This is a genomic window from Acidovorax sp. FG42 (assembly GCF_057809195.1).
Map to the genome: position 1 here is coordinate 115,622 of NZ_JBMDJM010000009.1, position 14,841 is coordinate 130,462.

Below are 14,841 nucleotides of genomic sequence, written 5' to 3' on the forward strand. Positions count from 1 at the left end.
AGCAGCTATCAATTTATGAGCAATCAGGCATTGCTCAGCATCACGGCGCCACACCACCGTGCGCGCGCCCCGTCACCAGGGCGCGCAGCACCGGGATCAGTAGCGGTAGGTGTCAGGCTTGTAGGGGCCTTGCTTAGGCACGCCGATGTAGGCGGCCTGTTCGTCGGTCAGCTCGGTCAGCATGGCGCCCACCTTCTTGAGGTGCAGGCGCGCCACCTTTTCGTCCAGGTGCTTGGGCAGCACGTAGACCTTGCCGTTTTCGTAGTAGTCGCTGTGAGTGAACAGCTCGATCTGGGCAATGGTCTGGTTGGCAAAGCTCGACGACATCACGAAGCTGGGGTGGCCCGTGCCGCAGCCCAGGTTCACCAGACGGCCCTTGGCCAGCAGGATGATGCGCTTGCCGTCCGGGAAGATCACGTGGTCCACCTGGGGCTTGATCTCTTCCCACTGGTACTGCTCCAGCGACGCGACCTGGATCTCGTTGTCGAAGTGGCCGATGTTGCAGACGATGGCCTGGTCCTTCATGGCCAGCATGTGCTCGTGGCGGATCACGTCCTTGTTGCCGGTGGTGGTCACGAAGATGTCGGCCTTGTCGGCCGCGTATTCCATGGTCACGACCTTGTAGCCTTCCATTGCGGCCTGCAGGGCGTTGATGGGGTCGATCTCGGTCACCCACACCTGGGCGCTCAGCGCGCGCAGGGCCTGGGCGCTGCCCTTGCCCACGTCGCCGTAGCCAGCGACCACGGCCACCTTGCCGGCGATCATCACGTCGGTGGCGCGCTTGATGCCGTCCACCAGCGACTCACGGCAACCGTACAGGTTGTCGAACTTGCTCTTGGTCACCGAGTCGTTCACGTTGATGGCGCGGAACATCAGCGAGCCCTTGGCCGACATTTCCTTCAGGCGGTGCACGCCCGTGGTGGTTTCTTCGGTCACGCCGATGATCTGGGCGCTCTTGCGGCTGTACCAGGTCGGGTCTTGCGCCAGCTTGGCCTTGATGGAAGCGAACAGGCAGGTTTCTTCTTCGCTGGTGGGGTTGGCGATCAGCGAGGCGTCCTTTTCGGCGCGCTTGCCCAGGTGCATCAGCAGCGTCGCATCGCCACCGTCGTCCAGGATCAGGTTGGGGCCTTCGCCGTCGGTGCCGGCCGCGCCGAAGTCAAAGATGCGGTGGGTGTAGTCCCAGTATTCGGCCAGGGTTTCGCCCTTGATGGCGAACACAGGCGTGCCAGCGGCAGCAATCGCGGCGGCGGCGTGGTCTTGCGTGGAGAAGATGTTGCACGAGGCCCAGCGCACTTGCGCTCCCAGCGCCTGCAGGGTCTCGATCAGCACCGCCGTCTGGATGGTCATGTGCAGCGAGCCGGTAATGCGTGCGCCCTTGAGCGGCTGCTTGGCAGCGAATTCTTCGCGGATGGCCATCAGGCCGGGCATTTCGGTTTCGGCGATGCGGATCTCTTTGCGGCCCCATTCGGCCAGGCCGATGTCGGCAATGATGCAGTCGGTGTTGACCGGGGCGTTGACGCGTGCGTTCATGATGGTGTGCTCCAAAGCATGTTTGAAAAGCCACTGCGCGAGGGGGATGGTCGATACGCCTCACCGCACGCGAAGTGGATGAGCGTCGTTGCTAGATGACTCCGAGCCTCACGCCCCGCCTGTGCTGGGGACGCTGCAACGCTCCTCGGATCGGCGGATTATAAAAGCAAGTGCATTCCCGGCGCCATGCCCGCAGGGGTGAATCCCTCCCGGGCCTTGCACGGAACAGTAAAATCCCGCGACTGCCGCCCCTGCTCCCCTTGCAGGTCCCGGCCCGAAGATTTCTTGCGCAGGGCGCTCTGCCCCGCACCCATCCCATTCAGGAACCCCTGTGTCCTACGCCCCAGAAACCCGGCGCCGCCGCACCTTTGCCATCATTTCCCACCCCGACGCCGGTAAAACGACGCTGACGGAAAAGCTGCTGCTGTTCTCGGGCGCGATCCAGATCGCGGGTGCCGTCAAGGGCCGCAAGGCCAGCCGCCATGCCACCTCCGACTGGATGGAAATCGAAAAGCAGCGCGGCATCTCGGTGGCCAGCTCGGTCATGCAGATGCTGTACCGAGAGCATGTGATCAACCTGCTCGACACGCCCGGCCACAAGGACTTCTCGGAAGACACCTACCGCGTGCTCACCGCCGTGGACTCGGCGCTGATGGTGATCGACGCCGCCAACGGTGTGGAAGCACAAACCCGCCGCCTGATCGAGGTCTGCCGCCAGCGCGACACGCCCATCATCACCTTCGTCAACAAGATGGACCGCGAGGTGCGCGACCCGCTGGACATCATGGACGAGGTCGAGCGCGAGCTGGGCATGCCCTGCTGCCCCATGACCTGGCCCGTGGGCCAGGGCAAGAGCTTTGGCGGCATCATCAACTTGCGCACCAAGACGATGACGGTGTTCGAATCCGGCAGCGAACGTCGCCCGCAGGACTTCGAATCCATCCCACTCACCGATGTGGACACCCTGCGCGCCCGCTTCGGCGCAGAGTTCGACGCCGCCATGGACAGCATGGAGCTGGCTACCGGTGCATCGCCCGCCTGGGACCATGAAGCCTTCCTGGCCGGCAAACTGACCCCCGTGTTCTTCGGCTCCGGCGTGAACAACTTCGGGGTGATGGAAGTGCTGGACGCCCTGGTGGACATGGCCCCGCCGCCCGGCCCGCGCGTGAGCACGCTGGAGGTGAACAAACAGCCCGTCGTCAAGACCATCCAGCCCGAGGACGAAGGTTTCTCCGGCGTGGTGTTCAAGGTGCAGGCCAACATGGACGCCAACCACCGCGACCGCATCGCCTTCGTACGCGTGGCCAGCGGCAAGTACACGCCGGGCATGAAGCTCAAGGTACAGCGCACCGGCAAGGAGCTGCGCCCCACCTCGGTCGTCACCTTCATGTCCCAGCGCCGCGAGGCCGTCGAAGAAGCCTACGCGGGCGACATCATTGGCTTCACCACCCACGGCGGCGTGCAGCTGGGCGACACCATCACCGACGGCGCCAACCTGCAGTTCACCGGCCTGCCGTTCTTTGCGCCCGAGATGTTCATGACCGTGGTGCTCAAGAACCCGCTGCGCACCAAGCAGCTGCAGCAGGGCCTGGCCCAGCTGGGCGAAGAAGGCGCGATCCAGGTCTTCAAGCCCGACGCTGGCGGCAACATGCTGCTGGGCGCCGTGGGCCAGCTGCAGTTTGAAGTGGTGCAGCACCGCCTGAAGGCAGAGTACGACGCCGATGTGCGGCTGGAAGGCTGCCAGTACACGGGTGCGCGCTGGATCACTGCCGACAACGCGGCCGACCTGCGCGCCTTTACCGATGCCTACCCGCTGCGCCTGGCGCACGACGCGGCGGACACGCTGGCGTACCTGTGCACCTCGCCGTACGACGTGCGGTTGGCGCAGGAGCGGTTTCCGAAGATCCACTTCCATCCGCTGCGTGAGCATGCGGGGTTGGCACTGCAGAAGGCCGGTTGAGCCCGCATGCAACCTCTGGATCTCTGGCCAACAGTGGCCCGCCGCGACCTGGTGGGCGTGTTCACCGACATCGACGACACCCTGACCACCGAAGGCGCCATCACGCCCGACGCGCTGCAGGCGCTGGCTGACCTGAAGGCTGCGGGCCTGGTGGTCATTCCCATCACCGGGCGGCCGATTGGCTGGTGCGAACCGTTCATGGCCGGGCCTGCCGGTGCTACCTGGCCGGTGGATGCCATGGTGGCGGAAAACGGGGCCGTGGCTTTTACCCGGTGCTCTGGCGCTCAACCCACGCTGGTCAAGCGCTACCAGCAAGACGCCGCCACGCGCAGCGCCAACCAGGCACGCATGCGTGAGATCGCCGCGCTGGTGGCTTCGGAAGTGCCAGGTGTGGCCCTGAGCCGCGACAGCGCTGGACGAGAGACTGACCTGGCCTTTGACTACGCCGAGTTCGACCGGCACCCGCCCGAGACCGTGCAACAGGTGCTGGACTTGCTACAGCGCGAAGGCATGCAGACCACGGTGAGCAGCATCCACATCCACGGCTGCTTTGGGGACTTCAACAAATGGCAGGGCGCCAACTGGATCGTGCGCGAGCTGCTGGGGCGCGATCTGGCGCAGGAGCTGGACCGCTGGGTGTTTGTGGGCGACTCAGGCAATGACCAGGCGATGTTCCAGCACTTCACCCACAGCGTGGGCGTGGCCAACATCGCGCGGTTTGTGCCTCAGCTCTCACATCTGCCACGGTATGTGACGCAGGGCGAACGGGGCGCGGGGTTTGCGGAAGTGGCTAGGGCAATTCTGGCGCACCGCTAAAGACGAGCAAATCACGCGACAGGGCGCTGTCGCCACAGCCCCTGGCTGATCCACGTAACGAGGCCAGCCCCACCGGGACAGTGCACGCAAGACCTCCAAGAAGCAGTTTTGACTGAAAACGCCAGCTTGCGCTGGTGGAATATGCCGTCACAGCTATTATTTCAATAGCAAACCGATCAAGCCTTGAGAAAGATATCGGTATCCGGCGCAAAACACGCGTGCAGCGGCAGCAGCGCCCCGCCCAGCGCGCGGGCGTCCGAGCCCATGGTGCCCAGCTCCAGCCGGGGCGGCTGGTGCAGGCCCTCCCAGTTGTAGTCGGCCAGCGCGTGGCGCGCGCCCTCGCACAGGGCCTGCAGCAGTTCGGGGGCTGCGGCGCCATCAAAGACCACAGCGTCAAGGTCCAGGAACGCTGTGGCCGAGACGATGCAATGCGCCAAACCCGCTGCCGCGCGCGCGATCCAGCCACGGCTGTGTTCCAGCCACGGGACCTGCAGCACACGCTTGTCGTAGGCGGCCATGGGGTCGAGGCCATGTTCGCGAAAGCGCTGCTCCAGTTCCCACAAAGATGCCTGGCTGATGAGCTGCGCGGGCGCCTGGCCCGGCTGGGCGGGTGACAGCGGCAGCGAGGCCACCGCGCCTGCGTTGCCGTGCAGGCCCCGGTGCAGGTGCGAGTTGATGACCAGCCCGCCGCCCACAAAGGTGTCCATGAACAGGTACAGAAAGCTGGGAATGTCGCGCCCGCGCCCCTGCAGCAGCTCGGCCACGCAGGCGGCGGAGGTGTCTTTGGCAAAGCTCACGGGCAGCTCGGTCATCTGCTGCACCCGCTCGGCCAGGTCGATGTTGTTCCAGGCTTCGGACTGCGCTTCGGTGAGCCCCAGCATACGGTGCCAGCCGCCGAGCTGGAATGGCGCGGCCACGCCCACGCCCACCACGCGCGAGCGCAGCGGGCCCAGGCCGTCGAGCAGCTGGTTGAGGTGCGTGCGGATGGCGGGCAGCAGCACGTCGATGTCGGGGAAGGCGTAGTCGAGCACGATGCGCTCGCGCACATGGCCGGTGAAATCGACCAGCAGCCAGTCGGCACTGCGGCGGCCGATCTTGATGCCGATGGCAAACGCGCCATCAGGGTTCAGGCCGATGGGCACCGATGGCTGGCCCACGCGGCCGCGCACAGGCGCTTCGCGGCGCAGCAGCTGGTCTTCGTCGAGCCGGGCGGTGATGAGGCCGATGGTCTGCGCCGTGAGGCCGGTGACGCGCGCCATCTCGGCCTTGGCCAGGCTGCCGTGGGTGCGCAGGGCCTGCAGCACCACGCGTTCGTTGAACTGGCGCAGCCCTACGTGGTTGGAGCCGCGCTGGCGCAGCAGCGCGGGGCTGGCGGCAGTGTTGTCAACGGCGGGTAGAGATGCGTCGGTGTCCAGCATGGTGATGAAGCGGTCAGGCGTTCAGAGTGTCGCCGATGACGCCCTTGCGCAGCAGGAAGTTACCCCAGGGCTGCAGCTCGCCCGTGACGACGATGGCATAGGCTTTTTTGACGCGCTCGTAGAACGCAAAACGCTCCACGCCCTCGGCCTGCTCGCTGGCTACGCCCTCGCGCGCCAACACGTCCATGGTTTCGCGCTGCAGGGCCGATCGGTACGGCACCTCGGTACCGCCCACCTGCATGTAGGCTACGGGGTGCTGCACGTCTTGCGCCAACGGAAGCACGCTGGCCACCGCTTGCACGGCACGCGCCATGCCAATGCCAGGCAGGCGCAGCACGGGCTTGCCGATTCCCAGGCTCATGGCGGTGAAGTTGGCGTCGGCCAGCACGATGGCGTCGTCATGGCCCATCTCGGCCAGCACCTTGAGCAGGTCGGGGGTCAGCAGGGGATCAATGTTCTTCAGCATGGGGGCGTTTCAGGCAAGGCATTCGGCGGGCAGCTCGGACGCGGCCATGGCGCCCGTCATCACGGCCACGGTGTCGCTCATGCTGATCTTTTTGGGGTTGACCACGGCCGCGCGCTTGCCCAGGCGGGCGATGTGGATGCGGTCGGCAATCTCGAACACATGGGGCATGTTGTGGCTGATGAGGATGACGGGCAGGCCCTTGTCGCGCACGCGGCGGATCAGCTCCAGCACCATGTTGCCCTCCTTCACGCCAAGGGCCGCGGTGGGCTCGTCCATGATGACGACATGCCGTGCAAACGCTGCGGCGCGCGCCACGGCCACGCACTGGCGCTGGCCGCCCGAGAGCGTCTCCACCGCCTGCGTCATGGAGCGGATGCCCACCTTCAGCTCGGCCATGCGGGCCACGCTTTCTTCGAGCATCTTCTTTTTGTCGAGCATGCGCAGCGCGCTGCCCAAGAGGCCTGGGCGGCGCAGCTCACGGCCCAGGAACAGGTTCTCGGCAATGGTCATGGCCGGCGCCACGGCCAGGTCCTGGTAGACGGTTTCGATACCCGCGCGGCGCGCGTCGATGGGGCTTTTGAACTGGATGCGCTGGCCGTCGAGCAGGATCTCGCCTTCGTCGGGCACGGTGGCGCCAGACAGCGCCTTGATGAGGCTGGACTTGCCCGCGCCGTTGTCGCCGATCACGGCCAGGATCTCGCCGGCGCGCAGCTCAAAGTCGGCGCCATCCAACGCGGTGACCTGCCCGTAGCGCTTGACCAGGCCCTTGGCCTGCATGACCAGCGGTGCATTCGTTGCCTGGGTGGTTGTGTGTGGGGAGTTGGTCATGATCAACGCACTCCTTTGCGCGAGAGTTGGTCGGTGGCGACGGCCAGAATCACGAGGATGCCGGTGACCAGGATCTGGTACACCGACGACACGCCCATGAGCGTGAGCCCGTTGCGGAACACGCCCACAATGAGTGCCCCTACCAGCGTGCCCAGGATGACGCCGCGCCCGCCAAACAGGCTGGTGCCGCCCAGCACCACAGCGCTGATGGCGTCGAGGTTTTCGGTTTGGCCCGCGTTCGGGTCGCCCGCGCCGGTGCGGGCCACCGACAGCACCGAGGCGATGCCGTAGAACAGGCCCGCCAGCACATACACGCCCAGCAGCACCTTGTCGGTGGCAATGCCGGTGAGGCGCGTGGCCTCGGGGCTGTTGCCAACGGCGTACACATGGCGGCCCGGCGCGGTCTCGCGCAGCGCAAACCAGGTGACGAGGTACAGCACCAGCATCAGCACCGCGCCCCAGACGATGGCGGTCTGCCCCAGCTGGAAGGTGTTGCCCAGCGCGGTCATGCCCGCAGGGATGTCGGTGATGGTCTGTGCACCCGAGTACAGCTGCGTGGCGGCAAACGCGATGTTGAGCGTGCCCAGCGTGACGATGAAGGGCGGCAGCTTGATCTTGGTGACCAAGAGGCCGTTGACCAAACCAAACAGCATGGTCACCGCCATGCCGCAGGCAATGGCCACCGGGGCTGAGAGGCCGTAGTCCGCCGCCATCTTGGTCATGACGATGCCGCCCAGCGCCATCACCATGCCACACGACAGATCAATGCCCGCCGTGAGGATGACCAGCGTCTGGCCGATGGCAATGACCGCCACGACCATGACCTGCTGCAGGATGAGCGCGAAGTTCTGCGCCGACAGAAAACGCTCGCTCTGCGTGGCAAAGAAGGCGCACGCGAGGATCAGCGCGATGAACGGCCCCAGCGTGGCCAGCGGCGGTAGTTTGGAAGCGGTCGAGGACATGGCGGCTCCGTGCGGGTGGACAAAGGGGGCGCTAAGAAAGCAGTTGACGGTTGGGAGCCGATCGCAAAACTCAGCGAAGCGGTTCTGGCTAGGCGCTGCGTCGCAGGCAGTACGGTAGTACGACAAGACGCAGCAACGACGCCAGAAGAGTTTTGAGAACGGCTCTTACTTGGCGCCCCAGCACAGGTCGGTGCCGGTCTTCACATCCTTGCTGTCCACGCCCGCCATGGGCTTGGCAGCGATCAGCGTCACGCCGGTGTCGGTGTAGCCGCTGACCTTCTTGCCGGTCTTGGCGTATTCCACGCCTGCCGCCACGCCCATGGCGGCCATGCGCAGTGGGTACTGCTGGCTGGTGGCGGCGATCACACCCTTGCCCACATCGGCAATGCCTGCGCAGCCGCCGTCCACCGAGACGATGAGCACGTTCTTCTCCTTGCCTGCGGCCTTGAGCGCGTTGTAGGCACCAGCAGCGGCGGGCTCGTTGATGGTGTAGACGATGTTGATGTCAGGGTTCTTCTGCAGGCAGTTTTCCATGCCGGTCTGGCCCTTGGCGCGGTCGCCAAAGCTGTCGGCCATGCAGACCACCTCGGCGGGGCGTGACAGCTCATTGCTCTTGGCATCGTTGGCCTGCAGGCCAAAGCCCTTCAAGAAGCCGTTGTGCCGCTGCGCGCCCACGGGGTGGCCGGGGAACAGGTCGAGTGTGGCGATCACCGGCTTCCTACCCGCAGCGGCGGCCTTGGCGTACTGGCCGATCAGCTCGCCCGCCTTGTAGTTGTCGGTGGCAAACAGCGCGTCCGTCGCATCCATGGGCTCGGTGGGGCTGTCGAGTGCAATCACCATCACACCGCGCGCCTGCGCCTTCTTGATGGCGGGCACGATGGCCTTGGCGTCGCTGGGGGTGATGAGGATGGTCTTGGCGCCTGCGGCGATCAGGTTCTCCATGGCCGTGACCTGGCCCGCGTTGTCGCCGTCGGTCTTGCCTGCGGCCGACACCAGCTTGGCGCCCAGCTTCTTGGCCTCGGCCGTGGCGCCCTCTTTCATCTTCACGAAGAAGGGGTTGGTCTCGGTCTTGGTGATGAGGCCGATGACGGGCTCGGACGTCTGTGCCTGGGCCAGGCCAGAGGCCAGGGCGCCGGTGAGGGCAAGGGCAGAAAGCGCGAAAGCGGGGGTGCGTTGCATGGCGTTGTCTCCGGGTGTTGGGATGGCAGATTCCTGTCGGCCCCGTGCTGCGCGGCTGGCAGGTGAACCACTCTTGTCGGGTGGATGGGATCGAACTATAGTGGCCGACAAGTTAATAAATCAAGTGGATTTACTTATGGTTTTCCCTATCCAGTCCGCCGGTTCTGCCGCTGTCCACACCGCACCGCCGCTGCGTGTGGCCACGGCGGGCGAGGCCTTGTTCGACCTGATCGAAGAGCCCGATGGCCGCCTGAAACCCTGCGCGGGCGGCGCGGTCTACAACCTCACCCGCGCGCTGGGCCTGCAGGGCGTGGGCACGCAGTACCTCAACCCGCTGTCGGGCGACATGCTGGGGCGGCAATTGGCGCGCGGTCTGCACGAAGCGGGCGTAGCCCTGGCCGCGCCCATGCCGGTGCGTGCACCCAGTGCGCTGGCCCTGGCCGCGCTGGATGCCGAGGGCAAGGCCAGCTACAGCTTTTACCGCGACGGCGTGGCCGACCGCCAGGTGACGGCCGCAGCGCTGACGGCTGCTTGCGCCGCGTTGCCCGACCTGCAGGTGGTGGCCACTGGCTGCCTGGCGCTGGTGGCGCAGGATGCTGCCATCTACCAGCCCTGGCTGGCAGCGCAGCGCGCAGCGGGCCGCGTGGTGGTGGTCGATGCCAACCTGCGCCTGTCGGCCGTGGACGATGCCGACGCCTATCGCGCCAATGTGATGGCCGCCCTGCAGCACGCCCACCTCATCAAGGTGAGCGACGACGACCTGGAAGCGCTGGCCGTGCCGGGCGCCACCGCGCGGGAGCGCGCCCACACTTTGCAGCAGCAAACTCAGGCGCAATGGCTGGCCCTGACCCTGGGGCCAGAAGGCGCCTGGCTGCTGCAGCGCGATGGGCTGGCCGTGCATGCGCGCGAAGAAGCGCCAATCACGGTAGTGGACACCGTAGGGGCGGGCGATTGTTTTCTGGCGGGGCTGATCACCGCCTTGTTGGCCGGACCCGAACGGGGCGAAGACGCGCTGGCCCTGCGCGCGGGGGGTATCACGGCGCCCATCACGGAAGCCCGGCTGCGCACCGTGCTGCACCACGCGCTGGCGAGTGCCAGCCATTGCGTAGAGCGGGCGGGCTGCACGCCCCCCCGTTACGAAGAAGTGCGCGAAAGGCTGGCACTGCGGCGCTCTGCGACTGCCGCAGGCCGGTAGCCTTTACTCGGCGGGCTTGGCGGCCGGTTTGCGGGCCCGGCTGCGGGGACGGGCAGCAGGGGCCTTGGCGGAGGTGGTGCCTTCTGCCTCTGCGGGAGAGTCCTCGGGCGCAGGGGCCGGGGCATCGGCTGCTTCACCCGCAGCACGCGCACTGCGTGCGCGGGGCGTGGCGGCCTTGCGTGGGCTGGCGGCAGGCTTTGCGCTGTCTCCACTGCGCGCACGGCTGCGGCGAGGGGTAGCCGCTTCTGAGCTATCGGCCTCGGTGGATGCACTGACCTCCGGGGTGTCCGCGCCCTCTTCCACTTCAGGGCGCAGCGCTTGTGGCGCGGTGGTATCGATCACCGGCTCTGGCGGCACCGCCTCAAGAGCCACGGGCTGGCTGAAATAGCGGCTGGCTGGGCGCTCAGCGGGAGCATCGGCCTGCTCGGCCTCAAAGTGTTCGTTGCGCGGCGCAGGGCGATTGTCTCCACGGTCTGCGCGGTCTGCACCCTCACCACGACGCCCTCGGCTGCGACCCGGCGCGCCCTGCCCTTCGCCACCTTCAGAACGCAGATCAGGTGCCGTCGCCACCGCATGGAAGTCGTGCCGTGTCGCTCCGCCTTGGCTGGTGCGCTCATTGGTGCGCTCACCGGTGCCTTCAGCCCGTGCGGGCACGACTGGGGCGCTCGACCCACCATGGCTGCGGTACACATACGCACCCGATTTTTCATCCCGCCCAAACTCCAGCAGCCCACGCGCCTGGGCTTCTTCCAGCAGGTTGCCGAAGGTGCGGAAGCCATAACGTCCTTCACTGAAATCCGGCTTGCGGCGCTTGATGGCCTCCTTGAGCACCGAGGCCCAGATCTTGCCCGTGTCGCCCCGCTCCAGCAGCAGGGCCTCGAAGGTTTCGGCGGCCAGCTCCACGCCCTGGGCGCGGCGTGCGTCCTGGCTTTCCTTGCGGCTGCGTTCTTCTTCGGGGCTGCGGCGGGGGGTGGATGGCGGGTTGCTGCCGGGGTTTTGGCGGCGGGCCTGGGCGCGCTGGTTTTCGCGTACCAGATCGTCGTAGAAGATGAATTCGTCGCAGTTGGCGATCAAGAGGTCGGACGTGGACTGCTTCACGCCCACGCCGATCACCTGCTTGTTGTTCTCGCGCAGCTTGGACACGAGCGGAGAGAAGTCCGAGTCGCCGCTGATGATGACGAAGGTGTTGACGTGCGACTTGGTGTAGCAAAGGTCCAGCGCGTCCACCACCAGGCGGATGTCAGCCGAATTTTTGCCCGACTGGCGCACGTGCGGGATTTCGATCAGCTCGAAATTCGCCTCGTGCATGGTCGCCTTGAAGCCCTTGTAGCGCTCCCAGTCGCAATAGGCCTTCTTGACCACGATGGAGCCCTTGAGCAGCAGGCGCTCCAGGATGGGCTTGATGTCGAACTTTTCGTACTGCGCATCGCGCACGCCCAGGGCGACGTTTTCAAAGTCGCAGAACAGGGCCATGCTGATGCTGTCGGAGGGGGATGCCATATCGTGTGTGAGTTCCGTTCAATGCTGCGGATCATCACACGGAACGCATTGCACCCTCCGAAGGGAGTGGCCTCAGGTGGGTTTGGCCAAGCCCAGTTTCTCGACCAGCGCCTTCTCGCGGGTGAAGGTGTCCTGCGCAAACTTCTTGTACGCCGACGTGCTCATGTACATCGGCACCATGTCGTAGCGGGCCAGGGCGGTCTTGTAGCTGTCCTGCTCCATGGCCTGCTTGAAGGCGTCGTGCAGGCGCTTGACCACCGCATCGGGCGTGCCCTTGGGCGCGCCAATGCCAAACGGCGAGTTCTGCACCAGGTTCAGGCCCAGCTCCTTGAGCGTGGGTGCATCGGGGAACTTGGCCAGGCGCTCGGCGCCCCAGGTGTTGAGCACGCGCAGCTTGCCGGCCTCGACCTGCGGCGCAAAGCCGGTGGAGTCGGCTGCTGCCATGATCTGCCCGCCCAGGATGGACTGCATGAGGTCGGCGCTGCCCTTGTAGGGCACGTGCAGCAGCTCGATGCCCAGCTGCTGCGCGATGAGTTCCATGGTCAGGTGCGGGCTGGTCATGGTGCCGGTGGAGCCGTAGCTCAGCTTACCCGGGTTGGCCTTGGCCCAGGCCACGAAGTGGGTCCAGGTCTTGAGTGGCGAGTCGGCGGGCACCACCAGGCCAAACGCGTAGCCGGTGACGTTGAGCACGTAGCTGATGTCCTTGACCGGGTCCCAGTTGATCTTGGTGGTGTAGGGCAGGCGGAACACGCCCAGCGGAATCTGAGCCACCGTGTAGCCGTCGGCTGGAGAAGTTTGCAGCTGCTGTGCGGGCAATGTACCGCCGGCACCAGGCTTGTTCTCCACGATCACGGGCTGGCCCAGGATCTTGCTGGCGTTGTCAGCCAGCGACCGCATGGTGATGTCGGTGGGGCCACCGGCCGGGAAGGCGATGATCAGCTTGATGGGCTTGTTGGGAAAGCTCTGGGCCTGTGCCAGGAATGCGGGGGCGGCCAGGCTGGCGGCTCCCCATTGGATGATCTGGCGACGTTGCATGGCGGGGCTCCTGAAAAGCAAAAACAAGGACGTCGTCATTGGACTGCAGGCCGCGCCGCGAGGGTATGCGGAAACCCCCTAGCCCATGTCGCCAAGGCGCCAGCGCACAGCCCTTGCGCTGGTACACCACCGGGGCTGCATCACGCCTTGTAGGTGGACAGCAGGATGCTGGTCTCGGTGTTGGCAATGCCGGGCGTGAGCCGGATGCGGCCCAGGGCTGCATCAAACGCCTCCAGGCTCTCGGCGCGCACCTCGGCCACGATGTCCCAGCGGCCGTTGGTGGTGTGCAGTGTGCCCACCGTGGGCTCGCCGCGCAGCGCGCGGATCACGGCGGGAGCGGCGTTGCCCTCCACCGCAATGCTCATCCAGGCGCGGATGCGCTGGGGTTCCGAATCGGGCCGCAGGCGCACGGTGTAGCCGGTGATGACGCCGCTCTCCTCCATCTTGTGCAGGCGGTTCTGCACCGTGCCGCGCGACACGCGCAGCTTTTGTGCCAGCGTGGCGACCGGGGTGCGGGCGTCGGCGCGCAGAATGCTGATGATTTCGCGGTCGGTGTCGTCAAGCTTGGTCATGGTGGGCGGGGCAACTGGCAGATCGGCAATTTTCTGCGCATTCTGATGGCTCAGGTGCCACGTCCCACCTGCCCGTGAAGCACGCCGTCGTGCCCTGCCACGCTTTGCACCCAGCGGCGTGCGACCGGTTTGCGCCAGCGCGTCACAGGCCCATTTGGCATAAAAATGCCTGGTAGCGCTAGTAAATATTGCCCTAACAGCTATCAAATTAGGAGTGCATCCTGTCATAGCCCCGGCGGCAGCACCTGCGCGTCCAGCCGCGCATCGCAGCCAATGCCCGACGCGATCCAGCGCCGGGCCAGCGCCGACATTGCACGCACCGCCCACGGGTGCGTCATGCCCGTCACCGCCGCCGGGTCAGCCACCATGCCGCACCAGTAGCGCCGGTCGGCTTCGCTCCAGTGCAGGGCCGCACAGGCGCCCCGGCGGCGCCGCGACACCAACACGCCCAGGGGACAGGGCTCGGCTAGGCAGCACAGACCGCAGCCGTTGCAGGGCGCGCCTTCGGCAGGCTTGGGCGGTGCTTCAGGGTGCAGCCACACCACGGTGGGTGAGCCAGGGGGTTGTATGGACATCGGTTGCGAATGGCGTAGAGCGCAACGGCAACACCGCACACGCTTTGGCCCATTGTGCCGCCAGCTTCGATGTCCCGGCCCCGCGATGACGCCCGCCCAGCGCGGCTGGCCCCTCACCCCATGCCCCAAAAAAAGGCCCCTGCTGCGAGGGCAGCAGGGGCTGAACCGGCCGAAGGACCGGGGAGGGAGACAAGCAATGAGATCGGTAGAACGCGCGGTGCGCGCGACGCTCAGCAGCCCGACGGGCGGTTGGGGCGCATCGGCACGATGCCGCTCACGCGCAGCGTGGCACCCGAGCCGTCGGAGGCCGTCAGCGTCTTGCCGGTGAAGCGCACCTGGTCGCTCTCGCGCACCACAGCGGTATCGGCGGGTTCCCCGCTGCCGTATTCCTTGCCGTCAAAGGTCAAGAACACCTGGTGCAGGCTGGTGGCATCCGGGCGGTAACGGATATCGCCGAACGCGGTGGCGGACGAGCCCACCTTGTTGGCACCGTCAAAGCGGAAGGTGCACAACTCGGGCACCGAGCCGATGGGGTTCTTCTTGTCCACATCGGTGAGGTTGAGCGCGCCGTTGCCGTAGACGCCGTTCAGGCCATCAACGGTGGCGTTGCTCACCGTGAGCACGCCGGGTTCGTTGCTGGGGGATGGATCGTCGTCATTGCCGCCACCGCAGGCCACCAGCAGCACAGAGGTGGCCGCAAGCGCGGTACAGGTCTTGAGGAAATGGAGCGTTTTCATGGCGGTGTGTCCTGGGATGTGGATGGAAGGTGGGGAACCGATCCCCTGGAGCCCATCGTAGGAAAACC

At 66.1% G+C, this 14,841-nt stretch carries 14 protein-coding genes and 1 riboswitch; of the genes, 3 read left to right on the forward strand and 11 right to left on the reverse strand.

Features of this window, described 5'->3' with window-relative positions; genetic code table 11:
* Positions 1-96: 96 nt before the first annotated feature.
* A complete protein-coding gene (ahcY, locus tag ACODSM_RS11695) occupies positions 97-1,530 on the reverse strand; it encodes an adenosylhomocysteinase (RefSeq protein WP_343733658.1) in 1,434 nt (477 codons plus the stop codon).
* Between the two features lie 73 nt (positions 1,531-1,603).
* Positions 1,604-1,683, reverse strand: a riboswitch (S-adenosyl-L-homocysteine riboswitch).
* 178 nt (positions 1,684-1,861) lie between these two features.
* Between ahcY and ACODSM_RS11700 the strand changes: the two genes are divergently transcribed.
* Both ACODSM_RS11700 and ACODSM_RS11705 read left to right on the forward strand, forming a co-directional pair.
* Positions 1,862-3,490: a peptide chain release factor 3 gene (locus ACODSM_RS11700; RefSeq protein ID WP_015015727.1), complete on the forward strand. Its 1,629-nt coding sequence runs from the start codon at positions 1,862-1,864 to the stop codon at positions 3,488-3,490.
* Between the two features lie 6 nt (positions 3,491-3,496).
* Positions 3,497-4,306, forward strand: a complete 810-nt coding sequence (locus ACODSM_RS11705; protein WP_488805376.1) for an HAD-IIB family hydrolase — start codon at positions 3,497-3,499, stop codon at positions 4,304-4,306.
* Between the two features lie 176 nt (positions 4,307-4,482).
* On the opposite strand, the gene ACODSM_RS11710 is transcribed toward ACODSM_RS11705, so the two are convergent.
* The 5 genes from ACODSM_RS11710 to ACODSM_RS11730 all read right to left on the reverse strand — a co-directional run bounded on the left by ACODSM_RS11710 (position 4,483) and on the right by ACODSM_RS11730 (position 9,159).
* Complete coding sequence (locus ACODSM_RS11710) at positions 4,483-5,724, reverse strand: ROK family transcriptional regulator (protein WP_488805377.1); 1,242 nt, start codon at positions 5,722-5,724, stop codon at positions 4,483-4,485.
* A gap of 13 nt (positions 5,725-5,737) precedes the next feature.
* Positions 5,738-6,190 (reverse strand): RbsD/FucU family protein, encoded by a 453-nt coding sequence (locus ACODSM_RS11715; protein ID WP_488805378.1) that lies wholly within the window; start codon positions 6,188-6,190, stop codon positions 5,738-5,740.
* Positions 6,191-6,199: 9 nt separating this feature from the next.
* Entirely contained in the window at positions 6,200-7,018 is an 819-nt protein-coding gene (locus ACODSM_RS11720) for an ATP-binding cassette domain-containing protein (RefSeq protein ID WP_488805379.1), read from the reverse strand.
* A gap of 2 nt (positions 7,019-7,020) precedes the next feature.
* Positions 7,021-7,980: an ABC transporter permease gene (locus ACODSM_RS11725; protein WP_137747758.1), complete on the reverse strand. Its 960-nt coding sequence runs from the start codon at positions 7,978-7,980 to the stop codon at positions 7,021-7,023.
* Between the two features lie 165 nt (positions 7,981-8,145).
* Positions 8,146-9,159, reverse strand: coding sequence for a sugar ABC transporter substrate-binding protein (locus ACODSM_RS11730; protein ID WP_488805380.1), 1,014 nt, complete (start codon positions 9,157-9,159; stop codon positions 8,146-8,148).
* Between the two features lie 136 nt (positions 9,160-9,295).
* Between ACODSM_RS11730 and ACODSM_RS11735 the strand changes: the two genes are divergently transcribed.
* Positions 9,296-10,354 carry a PfkB family carbohydrate kinase gene (locus ACODSM_RS11735; RefSeq protein WP_488805381.1) on the forward strand — a complete coding sequence of 353 codons (1,059 nt, stop codon included), beginning with the start codon at positions 9,296-9,298 and terminating at the stop codon, positions 10,352-10,354.
* 3 nt (positions 10,355-10,357) lie between these two features.
* Here the strand turns inward: ACODSM_RS11735 and ACODSM_RS11740 are convergent, their stop codons facing one another.
* The 5 genes from ACODSM_RS11740 to ACODSM_RS11760 form a co-directional block, all read right to left on the reverse strand.
* Complete coding sequence (locus ACODSM_RS11740; RefSeq protein ID WP_488805382.1) at positions 10,358-11,854, reverse strand: NYN domain-containing protein; 1,497 nt, start codon at positions 11,852-11,854, stop codon at positions 10,358-10,360.
* Between the two features lie 72 nt (positions 11,855-11,926).
* The gene (locus tag ACODSM_RS11745; protein WP_015015736.1) at positions 11,927-12,889 is read right to left on the reverse strand and encodes a Bug family tripartite tricarboxylate transporter substrate binding protein; all 963 of its coding nucleotides are present in this window, start codon (positions 12,887-12,889) and stop codon (positions 11,927-11,929) included.
* Between the two features lie 140 nt (positions 12,890-13,029).
* Positions 13,030-13,461: an Lrp/AsnC family transcriptional regulator gene (locus tag ACODSM_RS11750; RefSeq protein WP_015015737.1), complete on the reverse strand. Its 432-nt coding sequence runs from the start codon at positions 13,459-13,461 to the stop codon at positions 13,030-13,032.
* Between the two features lie 224 nt (positions 13,462-13,685).
* Positions 13,686-14,036 (reverse strand): hypothetical protein, encoded by a 351-nt coding sequence (locus tag ACODSM_RS11755; protein ID WP_488805383.1) that lies wholly within the window; start codon positions 14,034-14,036, stop codon positions 13,686-13,688.
* A 230-nt stretch (positions 14,037-14,266) separates the two neighbouring features.
* Positions 14,267-14,773: a hypothetical protein gene (locus ACODSM_RS11760; protein ID WP_309821863.1), complete on the reverse strand. Its 507-nt coding sequence runs from the start codon at positions 14,771-14,773 to the stop codon at positions 14,267-14,269.
* Positions 14,774-14,841: the final 68 nt, after the last annotated feature.